The sequence below is a fragment of the Micromonospora sp. IBSANI012 genome (genome assembly GCF_052814045.1).
The window spans coordinates 3,580,094-3,602,749 of record NZ_CP199933.1; the positions used below are offsets into that span (position 1 = coordinate 3,580,094).

At 71.3% G+C, this 22,656-nt stretch carries 21 protein-coding genes; 13 read left to right on the forward strand and 8 right to left on the reverse strand.

What is annotated here, in order from left to right; all coding sequences use genetic code 11:
* Window positions 1-41 precede the first annotated feature (41 nt).
* The gene (locus tag ACTWM8_RS16580; RefSeq protein WP_446209817.1) at window positions 42-803 is read right to left on the reverse strand and encodes a FadR/GntR family transcriptional regulator; all 762 of its coding nucleotides are present in this window, start codon (window positions 801-803) and stop codon (window positions 42-44) included.
* A 185-nt stretch (window positions 804-988) separates the two neighbouring features.
* On the opposite strand from ACTWM8_RS16580, the gene ACTWM8_RS16585 reads away from it, so the two are divergent.
* The 10 genes from ACTWM8_RS16585 to ACTWM8_RS16630 all read left to right on the forward strand — a co-directional run bounded on the left by ACTWM8_RS16585 (window position 989) and on the right by ACTWM8_RS16630 (window position 10,359).
* Window positions 989-2,230 carry an ABC transporter substrate-binding protein gene (locus tag ACTWM8_RS16585; protein ID WP_446209818.1) on the forward strand — a complete coding sequence of 414 codons (1,242 nt, stop codon included), beginning with the start codon at window positions 989-991 and terminating at the stop codon, window positions 2,228-2,230.
* A gap of 76 nt (window positions 2,231-2,306) precedes the next feature.
* Window positions 2,307-3,251, forward strand: a complete 945-nt coding sequence (locus tag ACTWM8_RS16590) for a carbohydrate ABC transporter permease (protein WP_446209819.1) — start codon at window positions 2,307-2,309, stop codon at window positions 3,249-3,251.
* Window positions 3,248-4,063: a carbohydrate ABC transporter permease gene (locus ACTWM8_RS16595; RefSeq protein WP_088961909.1), complete on the forward strand. Its 816-nt coding sequence runs from the start codon at window positions 3,248-3,250 to the stop codon at window positions 4,061-4,063. Before ACTWM8_RS16590 ends, ACTWM8_RS16595 begins: the two co-directional genes overlap by 4 nt.
* Window positions 4,064-4,070: 7 nt before the next feature.
* On the forward strand, window positions 4,071-5,219 hold the full coding sequence (dgoD, locus tag ACTWM8_RS16600) for a galactonate dehydratase (protein ID WP_446209820.1): 1,149 nt from the start codon (window positions 4,071-4,073) through the stop codon (window positions 5,217-5,219).
* A 2-nt stretch (window positions 5,220-5,221) separates the two neighbouring features.
* Window positions 5,222-5,860, forward strand: a complete 639-nt coding sequence (locus tag ACTWM8_RS16605) for a bifunctional 4-hydroxy-2-oxoglutarate aldolase/2-dehydro-3-deoxy-phosphogluconate aldolase (RefSeq protein WP_446209821.1) — start codon at window positions 5,222-5,224, stop codon at window positions 5,858-5,860.
* On the forward strand, window positions 5,857-6,810 hold the full coding sequence (locus tag ACTWM8_RS16610) for a sugar kinase (RefSeq protein WP_446209822.1): 954 nt from the start codon (window positions 5,857-5,859) through the stop codon (window positions 6,808-6,810). Before ACTWM8_RS16605 ends, ACTWM8_RS16610 begins: the two co-directional genes overlap by 4 nt.
* Before the next feature lie 23 nt (window positions 6,811-6,833).
* Complete coding sequence (gene manD, locus ACTWM8_RS16615) at window positions 6,834-8,063, forward strand: D-mannonate dehydratase ManD (RefSeq protein ID WP_154936669.1); 1,230 nt, start codon at window positions 6,834-6,836, stop codon at window positions 8,061-8,063.
* Window positions 8,053-8,625 carry a gluconokinase gene (locus ACTWM8_RS16620; RefSeq protein WP_377607032.1) on the forward strand — a complete coding sequence of 191 codons (573 nt, stop codon included), beginning with the start codon at window positions 8,053-8,055 and terminating at the stop codon, window positions 8,623-8,625. Before manD ends, ACTWM8_RS16620 begins: the two co-directional genes overlap by 11 nt.
* A gap of 557 nt (window positions 8,626-9,182) precedes the next feature.
* Window positions 9,183-9,683 carry a hypothetical protein gene (locus ACTWM8_RS16625; protein ID WP_446209823.1) on the forward strand — a complete coding sequence of 167 codons (501 nt, stop codon included), beginning with the start codon at window positions 9,183-9,185 and terminating at the stop codon, window positions 9,681-9,683.
* Window positions 9,684-10,128: 445 nt separating this feature from the next.
* Window positions 10,129-10,359 carry a hypothetical protein gene (locus tag ACTWM8_RS16630; RefSeq protein WP_446209824.1) on the forward strand — a complete coding sequence of 77 codons (231 nt, stop codon included), beginning with the start codon at window positions 10,129-10,131 and terminating at the stop codon, window positions 10,357-10,359.
* A 73-nt stretch (window positions 10,360-10,432) separates the two neighbouring features.
* Here ACTWM8_RS16630 and ACTWM8_RS16635 read toward each other — a convergent pair whose 3' ends face one another.
* The 4 genes from ACTWM8_RS16635 to ACTWM8_RS16650 all read right to left on the reverse strand — a co-directional run bounded on the left by ACTWM8_RS16635 (window position 10,433) and on the right by ACTWM8_RS16650 (window position 15,940).
* Complete coding sequence (locus tag ACTWM8_RS16635; RefSeq protein ID WP_446209825.1) at window positions 10,433-12,466, reverse strand: N-acetylmuramoyl-L-alanine amidase; 2,034 nt, start codon at window positions 12,464-12,466, stop codon at window positions 10,433-10,435.
* 143 nt (window positions 12,467-12,609) lie between these two features.
* Window positions 12,610-13,467: an ABC transporter permease gene (locus tag ACTWM8_RS16640; RefSeq protein WP_446209826.1), complete on the reverse strand. Its 858-nt coding sequence runs from the start codon at window positions 13,465-13,467 to the stop codon at window positions 12,610-12,612.
* On the reverse strand, window positions 13,464-14,477 hold the full coding sequence (locus tag ACTWM8_RS16645; protein WP_446209827.1) for an ATP-binding cassette domain-containing protein: 1,014 nt from the start codon (window positions 14,475-14,477) through the stop codon (window positions 13,464-13,466). The genes ACTWM8_RS16640 and ACTWM8_RS16645 overlap by 4 nt, the downstream gene beginning before the upstream one ends.
* A gap of 245 nt (window positions 14,478-14,722) precedes the next feature.
* Entirely contained in the window at window positions 14,723-15,940 is a 1,218-nt protein-coding gene (locus ACTWM8_RS16650; protein WP_446209828.1) for an ROK family transcriptional regulator, read from the reverse strand.
* A gap of 54 nt (window positions 15,941-15,994) precedes the next feature.
* Here ACTWM8_RS16650 and ACTWM8_RS16655 point away from each other — a divergent pair, with 54 nt between their 5' ends.
* Window positions 15,995-16,624 carry an HAD-IA family hydrolase gene (locus tag ACTWM8_RS16655; RefSeq protein ID WP_446214576.1) on the forward strand — a complete coding sequence of 210 codons (630 nt, stop codon included), beginning with the start codon at window positions 15,995-15,997 and terminating at the stop codon, window positions 16,622-16,624.
* 64 nt (window positions 16,625-16,688) lie between these two features.
* Here ACTWM8_RS16655 and ACTWM8_RS16660 read toward each other — a convergent pair whose 3' ends face one another.
* The gene (locus ACTWM8_RS16660; protein WP_446209829.1) at window positions 16,689-18,290 is read right to left on the reverse strand and encodes an FAD-dependent monooxygenase; all 1,602 of its coding nucleotides are present in this window, start codon (window positions 18,288-18,290) and stop codon (window positions 16,689-16,691) included.
* A 224-nt stretch (window positions 18,291-18,514) separates the two neighbouring features.
* Here ACTWM8_RS16660 and ACTWM8_RS16665 point away from each other — a divergent pair, with 224 nt between their 5' ends.
* Together ACTWM8_RS16665 and ACTWM8_RS16670 are read left to right on the forward strand one after the other, a co-directional pair.
* A complete protein-coding gene (locus ACTWM8_RS16665) occupies window positions 18,515-19,135 on the forward strand; it encodes an acyl-CoA-like ligand-binding transcription factor (RefSeq protein ID WP_446209830.1) in 621 nt (206 codons plus the stop codon).
* 73 nt (window positions 19,136-19,208) lie between these two features.
* Window positions 19,209-20,789, forward strand: coding sequence for an MDR family MFS transporter (locus ACTWM8_RS16670; RefSeq protein ID WP_446209831.1), 1,581 nt, complete (start codon window positions 19,209-19,211; stop codon window positions 20,787-20,789).
* Between the two features lie 122 nt (window positions 20,790-20,911).
* Here the strand turns inward: ACTWM8_RS16670 and ACTWM8_RS16675 are convergent, their stop codons facing one another.
* Together ACTWM8_RS16675 and ACTWM8_RS16680 are read right to left on the reverse strand one after the other, a co-directional pair.
* Window positions 20,912-21,478: a nucleotidyltransferase family protein gene (locus ACTWM8_RS16675; protein ID WP_446209832.1), complete on the reverse strand. Its 567-nt coding sequence runs from the start codon at window positions 21,476-21,478 to the stop codon at window positions 20,912-20,914.
* Entirely contained in the window at window positions 21,475-22,587 is a 1,113-nt protein-coding gene (locus ACTWM8_RS16680) for an XdhC family protein (protein WP_446209833.1), read from the reverse strand. Before ACTWM8_RS16680 ends, ACTWM8_RS16675 begins: the two co-directional genes overlap by 4 nt.
* Window positions 22,588-22,656: the final 69 nt, after the last annotated feature.

Below are 22,656 nucleotides of genomic sequence, written 5' to 3' on the forward strand. Positions count from 1 at the left end.
GCCCAAAACGGGCGGGGCTCAGCTAAATCGGACCGTCGGGGTCAACCCTGGCCGGGCTCGCCGGTCTGCTCCCACATCGACTTCATCTCGTCGAACGCCTGCTCCATGATCCGCACCATGGCGTCCCGGGCCCGTTCGCCGTCCCGTCGCTGGATCGCCTGGGCGACGTCGGCGTGCAGTTGCAGAGCCTGCTCGTCCGGGTAGTGCGGCATCAGGTGGTAGTGGTGCCGGCCGGTGAGCACCTCGGCGACCAGTTCCTGGAGTTTCACGAACATCTCGTTGCCGGAAGCGACCAGCACCCGCCGGTGGAACTCGATGTCAAGGCTGAGGAAGCGCTCCTCGTCACCGGCCTTCCCGGCGGCCCACATCTTGGCGGCGAGCCCGACCAGTTCGCTCGCCTCGTCGTGGTCGACGCGGCCGGCGGCCAGCCACGCGGCGTGTGGCTCGACGGCGGTCCGCAGTTCGGTGATCGAGCGCATCTGCGCCATGCGGCCGGCCGAGGCGAGCCGCCAGCGGATCACCTGCGGATCGAAGACGTTCCACACCTCGGCCGGTCGGATCATGACCCCGACCCGGCGTCGGGTCTCGACGAATCCCATGGACGCGAGCACCCGCAGGACCTCGCGGATCACCGAGCGGGACACGGCGTACCGCTCGACGAGGTCGTCGATGTTGAGGACGGATCCGGCGGCCACCTCGCCGCCGCAGATGGCGGTGCCGAGGTGGTCGAGAACGCGGGCGTGCAGCCCGGCCTCGGCAGGGGCGGGCGGGATGCGTGCGACCCCTGGGGAGGACTGATCCACGGTTCGGAGCATATCAGTTGGAGATCACCTCTTGAATAAGTCGGCTTTTTCGGCCTAGCATCCGGTCGTTAAGCGGACGTTACAACGATGTGGCGCTCCTCCCCCGGGCGGCGGCCACGACAGAAGGAGAGATGGACGTGCGGCGTCGATCGATAATCGGAACTTCGCTGGCCGTGGTTGCCGCCATGGGCCTCAGCGCGTGCGGCGGTGGCGGTGAGGACAGCGGCGCCTCCAAGACCGTCCGCGTGACCCTGGCCAACCACGTGTGGACGGAGAACATCAAGAAGGCCCTGCCCGAGTTCGAGAAGCAGACCGGGCTCAAGGTCGAGCTCACCCAGCTCGGCGAGGACCAGCTCTCCGACCAGTACAACGTCAAGCTGAACGCCGGCTCCGGCGACATCGACGTGATGATGTACCGCCCCCTGCAGGAGGGGAAGCTGTTCGCCAAGAACAAGTACCTCGCCGACCTGTCCGACGAGGTGAAGTCCAACAAGGACTGGGACTTCAGCGACTTCCAGGCCGGCCCGGTGCAGGCCACCTCGTACGAGGGCAAGGCGGTCGGGGTTCCGATCATCACCGAGCAGGAGGTCCTGTACTACCGCAAGGACCTGCTGGCCAAGGCCGGCCTGACCGCCCCGCCGAAGACGCTCGACGAGCTCAAGGCGGCGGCCACGAAGATCAAGGCGGCCGATCCGAGCGTCGCCGGCTTCGTCGCCCGTACCGGCAAGTCGCCGGCGGTCACCCAGTTCTCCAGCTTCCTCTACAGCTTCGGCGGTGACTTCGTCGACAGCAGCGGCAAGGCCACCGTCAACACCGAGCAGGCCAAGCAGGCGTACGCGTACTACGGCGGGCTCATCAAGGACCAGGGCCCGGCGAACGTCAGCACCGACATGAGCTGGCCGGAGGCGATGGCCATCTTCACCCAGGGCAAGGCCGCCTTCTACACCGAGGCCAACTCGCTCTACAAGAACGCCACCGACCCGACCAAGTCGAAGGTCGCCGACACCGTCGGCTTCGCGCCGTTCCCGGCCGGCCCGGCCGGTTCGAAGCCCTACAACATCCCCTCCTGGGCGCTGGGCGTCAACGACGGCTCGAAGAACCAGAGCAACGCCTGGAAGTTCGTCGAGTGGGCGACCGGCAAGGAGCAGACGCTCGCGCAGCAGAAGGCCGGCGTGCCGAGCGCGCGTACCTCGGTCTGGGCCAACCCGGAGGGCACCGCGTCCTACCCGAAGGACCTCGTCGAGGCCATCGCGGCCAGCACCAAGGACGGCGTCGGTCACGACCGCCCGCTGGTCAACAAGGTCGCCCAGGCCCGGGAGATCGTCGGCCAGCCGATCGTCGACGCCATCGCCGGCAAGGACGCGGCGGCCGCGGCCGAGACCGCCAACACGGCGTTCCAGAAGTTCCTGGACGACGAGGCCAAGTAAGCCGAGCGCGGGGTGGCGGCGCCCTCCGGCTCCGCCACCCCACTCCCCCGTCCGGCCCGCCCACCCCGGAGATCTCATGGCAACAGTCACCACCCGCACCAGACCCCACGACGCCTCCGCCACGCCCGACACGCCCGGCTGGGCCCGCTGGGCCAATGACCATCGCAAGTGGCTCTTCGCGGCGCCCGCCATGGTGTTCGTCGCCGCGCTGATCGTCTTCCCGCTGGCCTGGACCGGGTATCTGAGCCTGACCGACGCCGAGGGTTCAGTGCGGGCCGAGTCGGAGTTCGTGGGCTTCCAGAACTACGTCGAGGTGCTCTCGGACACCGACCGGTTCTGGCCCGCCGTCGGACGGACCGCCGCGTTCACCGTCGTCGCGCTGCTGTTCGAGGTCGTCCTCGGCATGGCCGTCGCACTGCTGCTGTGGCGGCCGTTCCGGGGCCAGAAGTGGGTCCGGGTCGCCATCCTGATGCCGCTGGTCGCCACCCCGGTCGCGGTCGGCATGATGTGGCGGCTCATCTTCGACCCGAACATCGGTCTGGCCAACCAGGCGCTCGGCTGGATCGGCATCGGACCCCAGCCGTGGCTCGCCGGCCAGCACTCGGCGCTGCCCACGACGATCTTCATCGACGTCTGGCAGTGGACGCCGATGGTCGTGCTGATCCTGCTCGCCGGCCTGACCTCCCTCTCCGACGAGCCCCAGGAAGCGGCGCGCATCGACGGCGCCAGCAGCTGGCAGCGGTTCCGGCACGTCACCCTGCCGCTGGTGATGCCCACCGTGATCGTCGCGATCCTGCTGCGCGGCATCGACGCGCTGAAGACCTTCGACATCCTCTACGCCACCAAGGGCCGCGGCGGCGGCTCGTTCCACGAGGTCGAGACGCTCAACGTGTACGCCTACGGCCTGAGCTTCGACTACAACGAGTACGGCATTTCATCGACGGTCCTCATCATCTTCTTCCTGATCATCATCGGGTCGATGTGGGCCCTGACGTCCCGCAGGAAGGAGGCGCAGCGATGAAGGCCCGCTCCGCCTACCGGATCTTCCGCTTCGTGGCGCTCGCCGTCGTGGTGATCGCGCTGCTCGCACCGCTGTTCTGGATGATCGCCGCGTCGTTCAAGACCAACGTCGACATCTACGACACGGGCAAGGCGGTCGTCTTCTCGCCCACCGTGGACAACTACGCCAACGTCCTGAAGCAGGCGAACTACGTCCAGTTCATCGGCAACAGCCTCTGGGTGGCCTTCGCGGCCACCGCGCTCTCCCTGCTGCTCGGCGTGCCGGCGGCCTACTCGATGAGCCGCTTCAACATGCGCAAGTCGGCGCTGGTGGTGCTCATGGCGCGGGTCATCCCCGGCGTCTCGCTGCTGGTGCCCTGGTACTACGTCTTCTCCAACCTGCAGATGGTCGGCGGGTTCGGCGTGCTCATCCTCAGCCACATGTTCGTGTCGCTGCCGCTGGTGGTCTACATCATGATGGGCTACTTCGACGGCCTCCCCCTCGAACTCGAGGAGGCGGCGCTCGTGGACGGGCTGACCCACATCGGCGCGTTCCGCCGGATCACGCTGCCGCTCTCGGTGCCGGGCGTGGCCACCGCCGGCATCCTGTCCTTCATCTTCTCCTGGAACAACTTCATGTTCGCCCTGGTGCTCTCCGGCGCCGACACCAAGACCCTGCCCGTCGCGATCTTCGACTTCGTCGGCTACGCCAGCATCGACTGGGGCGGCTTGATGGCGGCGGCCACCGTCGTCACCCTGCCGATCATGCTGATCGCCCTGTTCGTGCAGAAGTACGTCGTCTCCGGGCTCACCGCCGGCGCGACGAAGGGCTGAGGACACCATGACGACAATCGCCCGCATCGAGACGTTCCTCGTCGCCCCCCGCTGGCTCTTCGTCCGCGTCGAGACCGAATCCGGGATCGTCGGCTGGGGCGAGGCGACCTGCGAGGGGCGCTCCGAAACCGTCCGGACCGCCGTCGAGCAGCTCGGTGAACTCCTGATCGGCCGGGACGCGCTGCGGATCGAGGACCACTGGCAGGTCATGACCAAGGGCTCGTTCTACCGGGGCGGCCCGATCCTGGCCAGCGCCGTGGCCGGCCTCGACCAGGCACTCTGGGACATCGCCGGCAAGCGGTACGGGGCACCGGTGCACCAACTGCTCGGTGGGCCCGTCCGGGACCGGATCCGGGTCTACGGCTGGGTCGGCGGCGACGAGCCGAACGAGGTCCGCGACCACATCGCCGCGCAGGTGGCGGCGGGCCTGACCGCCGTCAAGATGAACGCCTCCGGGCGGATGAGCCCGATCGCGTCGGTCGCCGAACTCGACGGGGTGGTCCAGCGGGTGGCTGCCGCCCGCGAGGTGCTCGGCGACGAGCGCGACGTCGCCGTCGACTTCCACGGCCGGTTCACCCTCGCCAACGCCCGCCGCCTCGCACCGCTGCTGGAGCCGTACCGGCCGCTGTTCCTCGAGGAGCCGGTCGTGCCGGAGAACTCCCACCTCATCGGCGACTTCGTCCGGTCCACCACCACCCCGGTGTCGACCGGCGAGCGGCTCTACAGCCGGCAGGAGTTCCTGCCCGTCCTCCAGGCCGGCATCGCGGTCGCCCAACCGGACCTCTCGCACGCCGGCGGCATCACCGAGGTACGCAAGATCGCCGCGCTCGCCGAGGTGTACGACGTGCAGCTCGCCCCGCACTGCCCGCTCGGGCCGATCGCCCTGGCGGCCTGCCTGCAGGTCGGCTTCGCCACGCCCAACTACCTGATCCAGGAACAGAGCATCGGCATCCACTACAACCTCGGCGCCGAGGTGCTCGACTACTGCCTGGACAAGACGCCGCTGACCTTCGTCGACGGGCACGTCGAGCGGCTCACCGCGCCGGGGCTGGGCATCGAGATCGACGAGCGGGCGGTACGCGCGGCCGACAAGCGCGGCCACGCCTGGCGCAGCCCCATGTGGCGGCACCGCGACGGCTCCTACGCGGAATGGTGACCATGACCCTCGACCTGACCACCGAACTCGCCGCGGCCCGCATCCTGGCGGTCATCCGCGGCACCGACACCGCCGCCGCGGTCGCCACCGGCATCGCGCTGCTGGAAGAGGGCGTACGCGTCGTCGAGGTGGCCCTCACGACGCCCGGCGCACTGCACGCCATCGAGGCCATCCGCTCGGCCGCGCCCGCCGAGGCCCTGGTCGGCGCGGGGACGGTGCTGACCGCCGGCGACGTCGCCGACGTGATCGCCGCCGGCGCGCAGTTCGTCGTCACCCCGGCCGTCGTCGAGTCCATCCCCGAGGCGGTCCGCCGCGGACTCCCGGTCGCCGCCGGGGCGCTCACCCCGACCGAGGCGTACACGGCCGTGCGGATGGGGGCGTCCGCCGTGAAGCTCTTCCCGGCGTCCCTCGGCGGCCCGGCGTACCTGAAGGCGCTGCGCGACCCGTTCCCGGACATCGCGTTCGTCGCGGTCGGCGGGGTGGGCCTGGCCGAGCTGCCCGCCTATCTGAGCGCCGGGGCGATCGCCGTCGGCCTCGGCGGCCCCCTGGTCGGGGACGCCGCCTCCGGCGGTGACCTCGACGGGCTGCGCCACCGGGCGCGGGCCTACCTGGCGGCGGCTGCCCGCCCGCCGGCCTCATGACCGCGGTCGATCTGCTCACCTTCGGCGAGGCGCTGGTGTCGCTGCGGGCGCCCGGCCCGCTGGCCGCCGGGGGCGCGCTGACCATGCACCTGGCCGGGGCGGAGTCCAACGTCGCGATCGGTCTGGCCCGGCTCGGGCACCGGGTCGCCTGGGTGGGCCGGGTCAGCGACGACGAGCTGGGCGAGTACGTGCTGCGGCAGTTGCGCGCCGAGGGCGTCGGCGTGGACGACGTGACCAGGGATGCCGACCGGCCCGCCGGTCTGCTGTTCCTGGAACGGCGCACCGCCGACCTGACCCGGGTGCGGTACCACCGGGCGGGCTCGGCCGGATCGGCCTTGCGCGTGGCAGACCTGCGCAGGCCGATCGGCGAGGGCGCCCGGGTGCTGCACCTGACCGGGATCACCCCGGCACTGTCCGACAGCGCCCGCGAGGCCACCCGGTGGGCGGCCGAGACCGGCTCCCGGTCCGGGATGCTCGTCAGCCTCGACGTCAACCACCGGAGCCGGCTCTGGACACGGGAAGCCGCCCGCGCCGTGCTGGCCCCGCTGGCCGCCCACGCGTCGGTCGTCATCGCCTCCGCCGACGAACTGGACCTCGTCGGCGAACCGGGGTCGGACGAGTCCACGGCCGTGGCGGGCCTGCTGGCGCGCGGCGTGGAGACCGTACTGGTCAAGCTGGGCGCCGACGGCGCCCGGGCGTACACCCGCGACGGCGTGCGGCAGGTCGCGGCGGTGCGCGTGACCGCGGTGGACACCGTCGGCGCGGGCGACGCGTTCACCGCCGGCTACCTCTCCGGGCACCTCGACGGACTCGACCTGGCCGGCCGCCTGCGCCGCGCGGTGACCCTCGGCGCCTTCGCGGTCGCCGGTCACGGCGACTGGGAGGGGCTGCCCCGCCGCGACGAACTGTCCCTTCTCGACGGCCACGAGACCGGAAACACCCTTCGCTGAGCACCACCTGAGAAAGGCACCCCGTGAAGATTGTCGCAGCGGACGTCATCGTCACCAGCCCCGACCGCAACTTCGTCACCCTGAAGATCACCACAGACGACGGGCTCACCGGCCTGGGCGACGGCACCCTCAACGGGCGGGAACTGGCGGTCGCCTCGTACCTGGCCGACCACGTCGTCCCGCTGCTCATCGGGCGGGACCCGCACCGCATCGAGGACACCTGGCAGTTCCTGTACCGCTCGGCGTACTGGCGGCGCGGACCGGTGACCATGGCGGCGATCGCGGCCGTCGACGTCGCCCTCTGGGACATCAAGGCGAAGGCCGCCGGAATGCCCCTCTACCAGTTGCTCGGCGGCGCGTCGCGGACCGGCGTCATGGCCTACGGGCACGCCTCCGGGCGGGACATCCCCGAGCTGTTCGACTCGATCCGCAACCACCTAGAGCTCGGCTACCGGTCGATCCGGGTGCAGACCTCCGTGCCGGGGATCAACGCCGTCTACGGGGTCGCCGCGCAGCCCGGCCCCGACGGCAAGCGGTACGACTACGAACCGGCGCAGCGCACCCCGCTGCCGGCCGAGGAGGACTGGGACACCCGGGCCTACCTGCGCCACCTCCCCGGCGTCTTCGAGGCGGTACGCAACGAGTTCGGCCCCGAACTGCCGCTGCTGCACGACGGCCATCACCGGATGACCCCGATCCAGGCCGCCCGGCTCGGCAAGGACCTCGAACCGTACGACCTGTTCTGGCTGGAGGACTGCACCCCGGCGGAGAACCAGGAGGCGCTGCGGCTGGTCCGCCAGCACACCACCACGCCGCTGGCCATCGGCGAGGTCTTCAACACGGTCTGGGACTACCAGACGCTCATCCGGGAACAGCTCATCGACTACGTACGGTCCGCCGTCACCCACACTGGGGGCATCACGGCCATGCGCAAGCTCCTCGACTTCGCCGCGCAGTACCAGATCAAGTCCGGTATCCACGGTCCGACGGACATCTCACCGGTCGGCATGGCGGCCGCGCTCCACCTCGACCTCGCCATCCACAACTTCGGCATCCAGGAGTACATGCAGCACGGGCCCCTGACCAACGAGGTGTTCCGGCAGTCGTTCACCTTCGCCGACGGCTACCTCCACCCCGGGGAGCAGCCGGGTCTCGGCGTGGAGCTCGACGAGCAGGCCGCCGCACGGTTCCCGTACACGGCGGCGTACCTGCCGTTCAACCGGCTCAAGGACGGCACCGTCCATGACTGGTGACGGGCGTCGCACCCACGGCAACCCGCGGCCGACCCGGCACGTCGTCGTGATGGGCGTGTCCGGTGCCGGCAAGACGACCGTGGCCAGGGGAATCAGCGAGCTGACCGGGCTGACGTTCGCCGAGGCGGACGAGTTCCACTCCGAGGCCAACGTGGCGCGGATGCGCTCGGGCGTACCGCTGGACGACGCGGCCCGCTGGCCCTGGCTACGCGACCTCGCCGCGTGGATGGCCGCCCGCCACGCCGAAGGAGTGTCGACGGTGCTGGCCTGCTCCGCGCTGAAGCGGTCCTACCGGGACCTGCTGCGGCAGGGGCCGCCGGACCTGGACTTCGTCCACCTGGACGGGCCGGCGCAGGTGATCCGGGACCGGATGTCCCGGCGCGCCGGGCACTACATGCCGGCGAGCCTGCTGGACTCCCAGACGGCGATCCTGGAGCCGCTGCGCCCGGACGAGTCCGGCGTGGTCCTCGACGTCTCGCTGCCGCCGGACGAACTCGTCACGGCGGCGGTCGCCCGGCTCGGCTTCGCCAGCACCGGAGCACCTGTCCCGCAGCTCGGGTAGGTCGGTCCGGACACCGCACCAGATCAAGGCCGTTACCCACCTGTACGCGGGTAACGGCCTTGATCGCGAAGATCAAACTGCCCGTCCCGCCGGCCTAGGCACGTGGCGGACCAGCAGCGGAAACACCTCTCGACACCTCACACCACTCCCCGCTGTCCGTCGACCACTGCCCGCTGCTCTGTGGCGACTATGATCCGGTAGGTAGTCTCCGCTCATGATCGCGCTGCCCCTCCCCCCACGTTCATGGCGACTCCGCGCGTTCATGGCGACTCCGCGCCGCAGCGGCTTTCGCCCCCGTTCTCGCGGGCTGCCTCGCGGTCCCGTTGGCTAGGCACGCCGTCAAGACGGTAGAAGCGGACCGGGGCGAGGCGACCCCTGTTGCTGTCGCCAACGCCTACCTTCTGGCGGTGGTCAGCGGCTGCTCCGTTCGGCGAGCCGCGCATCCTGTACCGCGACCGCGAATCGGAACTCCTGGCGGAAGTACTCGCGCCGAAGGCTGCCGCAGTAGATTCCGACTTCAAGGGGGAATCCGGATATTTTATTCGAAGGAGGATTAAGTGATGGAAGTCAATTCGAAGCTGCTAGGGCTGGTTATGAGCGTATTCTTCATCCCATTATCCTTGATTGGATGCACAGAGAACGGGGAGTCAAGCGGGGAAACAAAGGTTTTCGAAATCGCAAATACGGAAGAGATTGTCGGCAAGAAGGGCGAAGAAGTGTTGACGCTCAGGAAGCATTATATGATTCTGAATCCACCAGAAGATCTGATAGATTTGAAGGATTTAGCTGAAGGATACGTCAAGAATCATCCAGTCGAAAGCAAGGACAAATTCGTTGATCTGTCTTTCTACAGGGAAAGTAGCGATTTGCCAAGAAACTGGCAGCCTGATGAAAGTTACATGAATACCGATCGACTGGAACATCATAGAAGCGACCTCATTGCATCGATCACTTGGTCAGATACCCAACCGCAGAAAGAATACGATGTTTACGATAAAAGTAAGGAAGGGAAAATCCTGAAGCGGATGCGTTTCATTGAGGATCGGCTTGTTGAGTGAGTGCGCCAGACCGGCTCCGGCGGGTCTCATCCAAGCCCACAACCCACAACGGTTCCGGCTCCACGGGCAGCAACCGGACCACCGTCCGGCCACCATCACCGACCGCCGCCCCAGAAGACTGGTGAGATTCCACAACGCTCGCTGCTCGGCCTGGTCCTCGATTAGGTCGCCGAAGTCGTTGGTCAGTTCATCGGTGCGGGACAACCACTCGAACAGCACCAGCCCCTCATCGTGGCTGAGCCTGACCACAACCGCTTCCTGATCCACCCCGCAGTGTAGGTACCGCCAGTTTGGAAGAGCGTGCTCAACAGGCCGTGATGCCCGAAACGCCTGCGGGCCGGCGGCGGAGGTGCTTGCCCCTCGTGCCCGCTCATGACCGCTGCGCGCCACGGTTACTGGCCCGTGGATGGCCCACGGCGCCTCGGAGCTTGCCCAGCCTAAGGTGATGCAGATGAACGTCATCCCAACCCGCCTGGCCTTGGAGGTCGTCCGTGACGGTGGCGGGCGGTGGGATACGCGGACTGTCGATCTAGAACTCGGAAGGTGCGGCGCTCATATCGAGAGCGGGGTCATCGCGGATCTCCGTCGGCTCGCAGAGCGGAACTTGATTCAGGAAGACAACACCGACCCGCGCAACGTGATCGACCTCGGAAAACGGCGAAGCCCAGGCCGATGACCTGGGCTTCTGGACCGAGCCGCCTGACGGAATCGAACCGTCGACCTATGCATTACGAGTGCGCCGGGAACGGCTACCCGGACGCGCCCACCGCGGCGGGCAGGACGAGGACGTCGTCCAGGTTCGCGTACATCACCCGGTGGCCGAACTGGATCTGCACGTACCGGTTCGCGCCGCGGACCACCGTCCGGTCGCCCGGCGCCGAGCCGTCGAAGGAGACGGCGCGGTAGTACTCGCCCGGCAGGACCCCGCCGAGGGCGTACCGCTGGCCCGCCGCGAAGGTGTACTGCAACGGCGAGATCGGCTGGTACGGGATGGTGGACGGGTAGGCGGCCTGCTCGGGGTAGGCCCGCCCGTACACCGGGATGGTGGCCTTACCCGGCTTCGGGGTCACCACGAACCCCTGCGCCCACTTGGCCGTCGGCGCCGACGACGGGTTGAGGAACCAGGCCTTCTGCCCGAGGTACCAGATGGCGGTCCAGTCGCCCTGGACGCCGGCGAGGGCGTACGTCTGGCCGGCCGAGGCGCGGGCACCGTGGTCCTTGATGTACATGGTGTCCGGCGTGCCGTTCGGGCGCAGCCCACGGTCGTTGACCAGCGGGGCGTCCAGGCTGGGGGCGCTGTGCAGGATGACCGAGGACGAGCCGCGCAGCGGGCAGGGCTCGGCCGGCGGCGGCGGATCCGGGACGCCCGGCGGCTGCTGGTTGCAGCCGTAGAACGCCGGGCGGTTGGTGGCGAAGTCCGGGTCTATGGTGACCAGGCCGGTGTGCGGGGTGCCGGTCGACTGGAACGGCGCCTTCATCAGGTCGAAGTAGTGCGACCAGTCCCAGTAGGGGCCCGGGTCCCAGTGCATGCCGGCCACGTTCCCGGCCACCGTGCCGGGGACGTTGTCGTGGCCGAGGATGTGCTGGCGGTCCAGCGGAATCTGGAACCGCAGCGCCAGGTGCCGGACCAGCTTCGCCGAGGTCCGGTACATCGCCTCGGTGTACCAGGTGCCGTGGCCGGCGAAGCCCTCGTGCTCGATGCCGATGGACTTGGCGTTGACGTACCAGTTGCCCGCCTGCCAGCCGACGTTCTTCGCCTTGATGTGCTGGGCGACGTAGCCGTCCACCGAACGCAGCGTGTAGTGCCAGCCCAGGTAGGTCTTCGTCTGGACCAGCTTCACGCTCGGGCCGAAGTAGCCCTCGGTGTCGTGGATGATGATGTACTCGATCTTCTGCTGGGCCGGCCGGTCAGCGAGGTCGTGGTTGCCGTAGTCGCCCGGGTTCGGGCCGTACTTTTCGTAGGGGGCGGGGATCCACTCGCAGGCGAGGCGGACCGGGCACTCCAGGCCGTCCGGCCGCTCGGCGCGGCGCAGCCCGAGCCGGTGCAGCCCGGACTCGTCCGGCGTCACCGCCCGGGCGGCGAGGGTCACCCGGTGGCCGTCGTCGGTCGTCCGGCTCGCGCCGAGGCCGAGCTGGTCGTACACCTCGGCGGCGAAGGCCGCCGCCGCGTCCTCGGTGTCCGCGCCGGAGTACCGGGCCACCGCGCCGTACCAGGCCGCCGGGTCGCTGCCGGCACCGTCGGGCCCGCCGAGCTCCTGCTGGTACGACGCCAGCAGCGCCGCGCCACCACGGATGTTGGCGGCGGCGTCGGTGCGCAGCGCCTCCTCGGGTACGCCGGTGAGGGCCGCCGCCGCGTCGAGCGTCTGCAGGGAGGCCTGCGGCAGGGTGTCCCCGCTGGGCGCGGCCCCCAGCGCCGGGTCGACGGCCAGCGGGCGGGACTCGTCGCCCCGGGGGTCCTCGTTCTCGTCGACGTGACCGCTGGCGGGGGTCGACGCGACCTGCGCGGCGTCGGTCAGGTGCATCGGTCCGTAGCCGCCGCTGGTGCTCGGCTGCCCGGCGTGGGTGTCCCAACGGGACTCCAGGTACGACACGGCGAGCAGGACGCTCTCCGGCACGCCGTACTCGGCGGCAGCGGCGGCGTACTGCTGCTGCCGGTCGTCGGCCGCGGAGGTCCCCGCGGGGAGCGGATCGGCGGCGACCGGCCCGGTGGTGAGCAGGGCGGTGGCTGCGGCGACGGCGGCAGCCAGCAGGACACGTCTGCGTGGCACGGCGATGGGGCGCATCGAACCTCCAGGTGGGCGGGGGCCACTGCACGCCCACCCTCGCCCCGGGCAACGGCCGCTGTCAATAGCCTTCCTGCTAATCACGAGGCATGAAAAAAACCTTCACCGGCGGCTTCGGCCCGCGATCGGTCGTCGCGTCAGGATCAGCGGCGGTTGTACCGGTACATCGTCAGGGTGCCGAAGACCACGACGAACCCGGCGCTCCACAGCAGCGTCCACATCATGCTCGACGCGTCGGAGGACCCGGACATCGCCGCACGCACCGAGGCCACCAGCTGCGTGACCGGGTTGACCTTGACGAACGCCTGAAGCCAGCCGGGCATCGTGGCCGGCTCGACGAAAACGTTGCTCAGGAACGTCAGCGGGAACAGCACCATCATGCTGACTCCCATCACGGACTTCTCGCTGCGCAGGATCAGGCCGAAGAACGTCCACACCCAGGAGAACGCGAACGAGAAGACCACCAGCAGGCCGATCCCGGCCAGCACCCCGAGCAACCCGCCGCCGGGCCGGAACCCCAGCGCCAGCCCCACACCGAGGATGACCAGGGCTGCCAGGACGTAGCGCAGCACGTCGCCGAAGATCATGCCGACCAGCGCGGCCGGCCGCCAGACCGGCAGCGTACGGAAGCGGTCGAAGACGCCCTTCTCGATGTCGGTGTTGAGGCCGACGCCGGTGTACATGGTGATCATCACGACGCTGGTCACCATGATCCCGGGCAGGAAGAACTGCAGGTAGTCCCGCGGGCTGTCGGCGAGGGCGCCGCCGAACAGGTAGGTGAACATCAACACCATGATGATCGGGAACGCCGTCACGTCGAACAGTTGCTCCGGCACGTGCTTGATCTTCAACATGGCGCGCCAGCCGAAGGTGAGGGACGCTGACAGCGCCGTCGGCCGGGGCGGTCGCGCGCCCGGCGCGAGCACGGTTCCCAGGGCATCGGCGGACGGTACGTAGACGGCCGGGGCGGGCCCGGTCGTGGTGGTGGCGGTCTCGCTCATCGCGCTGCCTCCAGCTCGTTGTCCTGCTCGTCCACCGTGGCGGCGGGATGGTCGGTCAGGGCCAGGAAGACCTCGTCCAGGCTCGGCTGGCCGACGGAGAAGTCGTCCACGACGATGCCGGCGCTGGCCAGGTCACCGAGGGCGCGGGCGGCGTGCCGGCTCGCGTCGAGGTCGCTGCCGCCCTCACCGACCCGGGCCGTCATCGCGACCGGGTCGGCGTCGAGCTGGACCGGAACGCCCAGCGCCGCCTGCAGCACCTTCTCGGCCTCGGGCCGCTGCCCCGGGTCGCGCAGCCGCAGGTGGACGGTGCCGGATCCGACTGACGACTTCAGCTCACCCGGGGTACCCTCCGCGATCACCCGACCGTGGTCGATCACCGCGATCCGGCCGGCGAGATGGTCCGCCTCGTCCAGGTACTGGGTGGTCAGCAGCACCGTCGTGCCGTGCGCCACGACGGCCCGGATGATCTCCCAGACCTGGTTGCGGCTGCGGGGGTCCAGCCCGGTCGTCGGCTCGTCCAGGAACAGCAGGTCGGGAGTGTTCAGGATGCTCGCCGCGATGTCGATGCGCCGCCGCATGCCGCCCGAGTACTTCTTCACCTGGCGGTCGCCCGCCTCGGTCAGGCCGAACGCGGCGAGCAGGCTCTCGGCACGGTCGCGGGCCGCCGGCTTCTTCAGGCCCAGCAGGCGACCGAGCAGTACGAGGTTCTCCGTGCCGGTCAGGTCCTCGTCCACCGAGGCGTACTGGCCGGTCAGGCTGACCAGGGCGCGGACCGCGTCGGCGTCGGCGACCACGTCGTGACCGAAGACCCTCGCCGTGCCGCCATCGGGACGCAGCAGCGTCGCCAGCACCCGTACCGCCGTGGTCTTGCCGGCGCCGTTCGGGCCAAGCAGGCCGTAGACCGTACCGGCGGGGACCTGGAGATCGATGCCGTTGAGCGCCCGGGTCTCCCCGAACGTTTTGGTCAGGCCCTCGGCCTCGACGGCCGGGCCGGTGGTGCGTCTACTCATGATCTCAACCCTTCTCTCGCCCATTCCGGACAGCGCCTGCCGTCGCACCCCGCGGGCCTGACCATCGGGGCCGCTGTGCGGCGCCGTCACCGCGTTGAGGACCTGCGGAACCGGCCGACCGCGTGCAGGGCCGATTGAACGGCAGCCGTACGACACGAAATCGACCGCCGTGGCCGGCCACTCCGTCATACGCCTGGTGGATCGGCTTTTCAACGAGGCCGGGAGAGTGTGGTGGTACTCGGGGATCAGCCGGAAACCGCTGGGGCCACGTCCCCGGGTCGCGTCTCGCGGGTGCGCACCCACTCGGCGAGGGCGCGCTGACCGGTGATGTGGTCCAGCCCGACGATGGCGGCGCCGCGCAGCGAACCCTCGTCCCCGTGCGCGGCGTCCACGACGGACGGTGGGCGGGCGCGGTGCAGGGTCATCAGACCGTCGGTGTAGGCGGTGTCGAAGGCGTCGGCGGCGGCGTGCCGTAGGGCGGGGCCGAGTCCGCCGAGCGTGATCAGGTCGGGGTCGTGGATGTTGGCCAGACCCGCGATGCCGCTGCCGAGGGAGGTCGCGACGGCCCGGACCGCCTGCCGGGCGCGCGGGTCCACAGCGGAACGGTCGAGGACCTGCCCGGCGTAGCGCCGCGGGTCGGCGGGTGGGGGCTCGCCGAGGTGGCGGGCCAGGCCACGGCCGTCGACGTCGAGGTCCCAGCAGCCGCGGGCGCCACAGGGGCAACGCTGTTCCCGGTCGCCGAAGGGCAGGTGGCCGTACTCGCCGGCGGCGCCGTGCGCGCCCGTGACCGGCACCCCGGCGATGGTGAGCGTGCCGCCGATGCCGACCCCGACGATCAGGTGCAGGGCGGTGCCGGCCGCGACGGCGGCGCCGGTGCGGGCCTCGGCGACGCCGGCGAGGGTGGCGTCGTTGCCGAGCAGCAGCGGCAGGTCCGTGCCGGCGGTGATGGTGGTGAGGTCGACCGAGCGCCAGCCGAGGGTGGCGGCCTGTACGAGGTGGCCGTCATGGATGGTGCCGGCGACCGCCAGCGATACCGCGCGCAGGCGCGCGCCGTACCGCTTCCGGGTCGCCTCGACGTCGTGCCGTACGGCGGCCAGCACGGTGGCCGGCTCGCGGGTGCGGTGGGAGCGGCGCCGCACCTCGTGCAGCTGCCCGTCGATGGTCGCGACGGCGTGTCGCCAGTCCTCCTGCCGCAGGTCGACGGCGAGTACCACCGGCCCCTCGGGATGCGGTCGCAGGACGGTCGTGGGCCGGCCCCGCCCCCGTGCCGGCGCGGGTGTCTCGGTGAGCAGGCGCAGGTCGCGCAGCCGGGCGGTGATCTCGGTGGCGAAACCGCTGGTCAGCTGCAGCTCGGCGGCCATGGCGGCACGGGTGATGCCGGGACGCCGGTGCAGCGTGGCCAGCACCTGCGACGCGGTGAGCCAGCGCGCCGCCTCGGCGCGGTGTCGGGAAGGACTTGCCATGAGCGGGCCTCACCACCTTATCCTCGTCGTGCGAGTATATTACGGGAGGTGACCATGGACGTGTCGTCGGTCGGTGCGGTGCTGTTGGACATGGACGGCACTCTGGTGGACTCCGACGCCGCGGTGGAGCGGGCGTGGCGGGTGTGGGCGGCCGAGTACGGCGTCGACCCGGAGGCGGTGCTGGCGATCGCGCACGGCAGTCCTGCCGACCGCACGGTGCGTCGACTGCTGCCGGGCCTGGACGGCGCCGCGGTGGCCGCGGCAGCGGACTGGCAGCTGGCGTTGCAGTACGACGACCTGTCCGACGTGACCGCCACCCGTGGTGCGCCGACGCTGCTGGAGACGCTGGCGAGGCTCGGGCTGCCGTGGGCGGTGGTGACCAGCGCCGACAGCCGGCTGGCGAAGGCCCGGCTCGGCGCGGCGGGGATCGACGCGCCGGTGCTGGTCACCGTGGAGGACGTCACGGTGGGCAAGCCGGACCCGCAGGGCTACCTGCGCGCCGCCGAGCTGCTCGACGTGCCGCCGGCGCGTTGCCTGGTCGTGGAGGATGCCAACGTCGGCCTGCGGGCCGGGCGGGCCGCCGGCGCGATGACCGCCGCGCTGAAGGGGCTGGACGGCGACCTTCGCCTCGATGACCTGGGCCAGCTGGCGGAGCTGCTAGCCGGGGCGGGTCCGCGTCCGTAGTGGGGTGGACGCCGCTCGGACGGCTGCGCCGGGCCGTCGAGCGGGCAGCGGGATCGCCGCGGCGTCACGAGGGAAGCCAGCGGTCCAGGTAGGCCGTCAACCCCGCCAGGTCCGTGCCGCCCGACCGGTAGCCGACGTGGCCGTCGGGGCGGACCAGGTACGCAGCGCTGGCGCCGGGGGCGAGGCCGAGCCGGCGCAGCGCGCGAGCGGCGGGGACCGCTCCCCCCGTGCTGTCGGATTCGGTCAGCCGGTGCACGGTGAGCCGGCCCGGGTACCGCTGCGCCAGTCCGGCCGTCGCGCCCGTCGACCAGGCGGCCGGTGGCCCGCAGAGCAGCAGGTGCCACCCGGGCGCCGCCGTGAGCCGGTGGAGCGTGCCCCCGTCGGCGCCGGAGACCGGCGCGTCGGGCAGCCGGTCACCGGCCCGGGGGCCCTTGCGCGGCGGGCGAGGGCCGTCGGTCGACAGCGGGCTCCGCCGGTAGCCGATGCCCAGCTGCGACACCGTGCGGAAGGCGGTGGCCCGCACGAACCGGGGGGCGAGCACCGCGGGGATCAGCGCGGGGGCGACGCGGCCGCGGACGAAGCGGACGACCGGGTTGGTGGAGGTGGCCGCGGTGAACGCCCGGTCGGTGAAGCGCAGCACCATCCGGCCAACCGGCGCCCGCTCGGCCTGGTAGGTGTCCAGCAGGGTCGGATCGGCGCCGCCGTGCAGTGCGTGGGCGAGTTTCCAACCGAGGTTGACCGCGTCCTGGATGCCGGTGTTCATGCCCTGCGCGCCGGCCGGGCTGTGGATGTGCGCCGCGTCCCCGGCCAGGAACACCCGCCCGGCGCGGTAGCGGGTGGCGGCCCGGTGGTGCAACCGGAAGTTGGTCATCCAGACCGGGGCGTGCAGCCGCACCGTCGCGCCGGTGTAGGTGTCGGCGAGCGCCTGTACCTCCTCGAGGGTGACCGGCGACTCGGGCGGGGGCGCGTCGGCGGGTGGACGCATCACCAGGAGTCGCCAACTGGCCGGGTGCCGCAGTGGGAAGAGGAACAACGTCCCCTGTCCGGACACGAACGCGTGCGCCGCGCCGCCGGTGACGCCGTCGGCCTCCAGGTCGGCCAGGACGAACGTCTGCGGGTACGCGCCGCCCTCGAATCCGATCCCGGCGAGGTGGCGCACGGTGCTGTGCGCGCCGTCGCAGCCCACCACGTACCGTGCCGACACCGGTTCCTCGCGACCGTCGGCGTGCCGCAGGGTCGCCGCCACGTCGTCCCCGGGCTGGTTCATCCCCACCAGCTCGACGCCCCGCTCGACGCCGAGCCCCGCGGCCGCCAGGTGCTCACCCAGCATGCGTTCGGTCTCCGCCTGGGACAGGAACAGCAGATAGGGGTACGCCGTGTCCCCCAGGCCCAGGTCGAACAGCCGCACCGTCCGCACCCGGCGGTGGACGTGCAGGCACAGCCGTACCGCGGGGTTGCCGGCGGCCCGCAACTCGTCCGTCACCCCTAGGCCGGCGAGGACCTCCAGGGTGCGCGGTTGAATCGCCAGCGCCCGCGACTCGTGGGCCCGGTCGACCGCGCGGTCGACCACGCGGACCCGCACGCCGAGGGCGGCGAGCTGCGCCGCCATGGCCAGCCCGGTGGGCCCCGCCCCGACCACGAGCACGTCGACGTCGACGGCGGTCACGGGACGACGACCCGTCGGCGGCCGACGATCCCGGTCGATGGCGGCACGCGGTTGGTGGGGGCCCGGAGCCCGATCACGTACGAGATGGCGATCACCTCAGACCCTGGCGAATCCGGACTGCCCACGTCTCGCTCCGATCTCAAGCGCGCTGGCGCCGGTCGGGAACATCACTTCACAGAATAAAAACTTGCAGGCTCCGCAAGTTTCCTCGTAGCGTCGCCGGAGTGACCGTAACCGAACAGGCCGCCACCGGGCGTCGGGACCGCAAGAAGCGGCTGACGCGGGCAGCGCTGACCGCCGCCGCGCTGCGGCTGGTCGCCGAACGCGGCCTGGAGCACGTAACGGTGGAGGAGATCAGCGAAGCGGCGGACGTCTCCTCGCGTACCTTCTTCAACTACTTCACCTGCAAGGACGACGCGCTCATCGCCGACCTGGCGGTCGACCGCGACCGCGTCGTGGCCCGGCTGGTCGCCGCCGCGCCGCACGTGCCGGCGCTGCGGGCCGTCCGGATCGCCCTCGACGAGGCGATCGACACGATGGAGTCCGAGCGGGAGCTGTGGCGGCTGCGCCTGGCGGTCATCGCCCAGAATCCCGCGCTGCTGCCCCGCCTGATGGCCGGCAACATCGAGACCGAGCGGGCCATGATCCAGGCGATCGCCGCCCGCCTCGGTGTCGATCCCGATCACGGCCACCCGGCGCTGGTCACCGCGGTGGCCGGCGCCGCCTTCCGCACCGCGATGCTGCGCTGGGCCGCCGACACCGACGGCCGGCCACTGCGCGACTTCGTCGACGAGGCGTTCGCCGCGGTCGTCGCCGGCCTGCCGGATCCGTCGCCCACCTCCTGACCCACCAGTCCCCCGCCCCGGCGCGTCCGTTCCGGGGCCAGCCAATCCGGATCCACCCCGAAAGGGAGCAAGAATGACCACAACCGCCCCGCCCGCCGACCCGGCCGAGGTCGGCACGCGCATGTCGCGTCGGGAGGTTCTCCAGGCCCTCTCCGGCCTGATGGTGGGCATGTTCGTGTCCATCCTCGCCTCCACGGTGGTGGCGAACGCGCTGCCGCGGATCATCGCCGATCTGCAGGGCAGCCAGACCGTCTACACCTGGATCGTCACCAGCGAACTGCTCGCCATGACGGCGACCGTGCCGCTGTGGGGCAAGATGGCCGACCTCTACAGCAAGAAGCTGCTGATCCAGCTCTCGCTGGGGCTGTTCGTGGTGGGTTCGCTGATCGCGGGCTTCACGCCGAACGTGGAGGTGCTGCTGGTCAGCCGGGTCGTGCAGGGCATCGGCGCCGGTGGCATGACCGCGCTGGCCACGATCGTCATGGCGGCGATGATCCCGCCGCGCGAATTGGGCCGCTACGCCGGCATCTTCGGCGCGGTCTTCGGTGTCGGCACCATCGCCGGTCCGCTGATCGGCGGCCTGCTCGTCGACACGTCGTGGCTGGGCTGGCGGTGGTGCTTCCTGATCGGGGTGCCGTTCACCATCCTGTCCATCGTCCTGCTGCAGCGCACCCTGCACCTGCCGGTCGTCCGCCGCACGGTGAAGATCGACTGGTTGGGCGCGGTGCTGATCACCTCGGGCGTCTCCACGCTGCTGATCTGGTCGTCCCTGGCGGGCAACAAGTTCGCCTGGGCCTCGGGCTGGACGGCCGCGATGGTCGCCGGCGGCGTGGTCCTGCTGGCGCTGGCGGTCCGCGTCGAGTCGCGGGCGGCGGAGCCGATCGTCCCGCTGGACATCTTCCGCAACCGCACGGTCTCGCTGGCCACCGTCGCCAGCGTGCTGGTCGGTGTCGCGATGTTCGGCGGCACCGTCTTCCTGTCCCAGTACTTCCAGATCTCGCTGGGCAAGTCGCCGACCGTCGCGGGCCTGATGAGCCTCCCGATGATCTTCGGTCTGCTCGTCTCGTCGACGATCGCCGGCCAGCTCATCACGAAGTTCGGCCGGTGGAAGGCCTACCTGGTGGCCGGCGCCGCGGTGATGACCGTCGGGATGCTGCTCCTGGGCACCATCGACGCCCGCACCAGCGTGGTCGTCCTGTCGATCTACATGGCCGTGCTGGGCATCGGCGTCGGCATGCTCATGCAGAACCTCGTGCTCGCCGCGCAGAACGACGTGCCGGCCCACGAACTCGGCGCCGCCACCTCCGTGCTGACCTTCTTCCGCAGCATGGGCGGGGCCATCGGGGTCAGCGCGCTCGGCGCCGTCCTGGCCAACCGGGTGACCTCGCTGATGACCGAGAAGCTCGGCCCGGCCGCGGCGACCGGCGGCGGCTCCGCGGAGGTGCCCGACCTGTCCACCCTGCCCGAGCCGGTGCTGCGCATCGTGCAGGACGTGTACGGCATCGCCACCGCCGACCTGTTCCTGATCGGCGCGCCGATCGCGCTGCTCGCGCTGGTCGTCGTGCTGTTCATCAAGGAGAAGCCGCTGCACACCCTCAGCGGCGACGAGCGACGCGCTCAGGAGGAGGCGGCCGCGCAGGTGCCGGTGCACTGAGCGGTAGGACGGTGACGGGGGCGGGCCGGTCGGCCCGCCCCCGTTCCCTGTCCGCCGGCGGTCCGGCCGGAGCCGGGCGTGACCCATCCGTCCGACGGCACCCGCTCCCCCGGTCGATCGGGCTAGAGCGCCGCCAGGTCGGCCGAGGTGTCCACGTCGGCCGGCGAGCCGGCACCGTCGCACGGCACCGGGACGACCAGGTCGGGCCGGGCGCGCAGGAAGTCCCGGGCGCCCCGGTCGCCCACCGCGTGACGGGCGACCATCGGCCAGGTCGCCCGGGCCAGCAGCACCGGGTGCCCGGCCCGCCCGGCGTAGGTGGCCACCGCGACCGACGCTCCGGCCGCGTACGCCGCCCGGACCCGGCGGACCGCCCCCGGTTCGAGCGACGGCTGGTCCACCAGCACCACCACCACCGCGGCGGCGTACGCGGGCAGCGACGTCAGGCCGCAGCGCAGCGACGCCCCGAGTCCCGCACGCCACCGCCGGTTCAGCACCGGCACCGCCCCGGGCAGCGCCGGCAGTTCCTCCGCGCCCGCGCCGATCACGACGTGCACCGGCGTGCACCCCCCGGCCCGCAGCAGGCGCACCGCCCGCCGCACCAGCGGCTCCCCGTCGACCTCGACCAGCGCCTTCGGCCGACCGAAGCGGCTACCGGCTCCGGCGGCGAGCACCAGCCCGGCGACCGTCATCGCACCTCCACCGCCCGCCGGGGCGTGGCGGGCAGGCCGGTCCGGTGGATCGGGCCGGTCAGCCCGGTCAGCGGCCGCCCGCTCCCCCCACGCCGGAAGGCCACCAGCTCCGCCGCGATGGCCAGCGCGATCTCCACGGGGGTCCGGCCGTTGAGGTCCAGCCCGGCCGGCGCGGCCAGCCGGCTCAGCTGCGCCTCGGACACACCCTCGGCGCGCAGCCGGTCGACCCGCGCAGCGTGGGCGGCGCGGCTGCCCAGCACGCCGATGTAACCGGCCGGGGTGTCCAGCGCCGCGCGCAGCAGTGCGAGTTCGTGGCGGGGGTCGTGGCCGAGCAGGCAGAGGACCGTGCTGCTGTCCACCCCGACGGTGGGCAGCCATCGGTGTGGCCAGGCGCGGTGGACCTCGTGGGCGGCCGGGAAACGCCCGGCGCTGGCGAACGCCGGGCGCGGGTCGCAGACCGTGACCCGGTAGCCGAGGTCCACCCCGATCCGACCCAGCGCCGCGGCCACCGCGGTCGCGCCCACGAGCAGCATCCCCGGGGTCGCCGGGACGGCCTGGAGCAGCACTCGTACCGGCGGACGCCCGGCCCGCCGGAGCAGGACGGTCCCGCCCGTACGGAACAGGTCGGCAGCATGCCCGGCCACCCAGTCGTCCAGGACGGGGTCACCCAGCGTGCCGTCGCGGCGGTCGGGCCAGATCACGAGCTGGGCGGCGAACGGCGCCGGACCGCCGGTGACCGTGGCCACGCCGACCGGGCCGGCGCCGGCCAGGGCGCGCAGCACCCGCCCCGCCGGGTCGCCCGGGGCCACCCGCCGCACCAGCACCGACAGGCTCCCCGTGCAGCCGGGCCGGGACGGCCACGGGCCGTCCGCGCCCACGGCGTACCGGGCCAGCCGGGGTCGGCCGGTGCGCAGCGCCTCCGCCGCCGCGTCGAGCACCGCCGACTCGACGCAGCCGGCCGGGATCCCGCCACGCACCTCCCCTGCCGGGTCGACGGCCAGCAGGTCGCCCGGCGCCGGCAGGCCGGCGGTGCTGGACACCACGGTCGCCAGCCCGAACGGCACACCCCGTCGGTGCAGGTCGCAGAGCGAGGCGAGCAGATCCCGCATGCGCCGGTCACCCCTTCCACCTAGGAGCTATCTGCCCCGATTTGAAGGCCTATCCTACGGTTGTCGGTA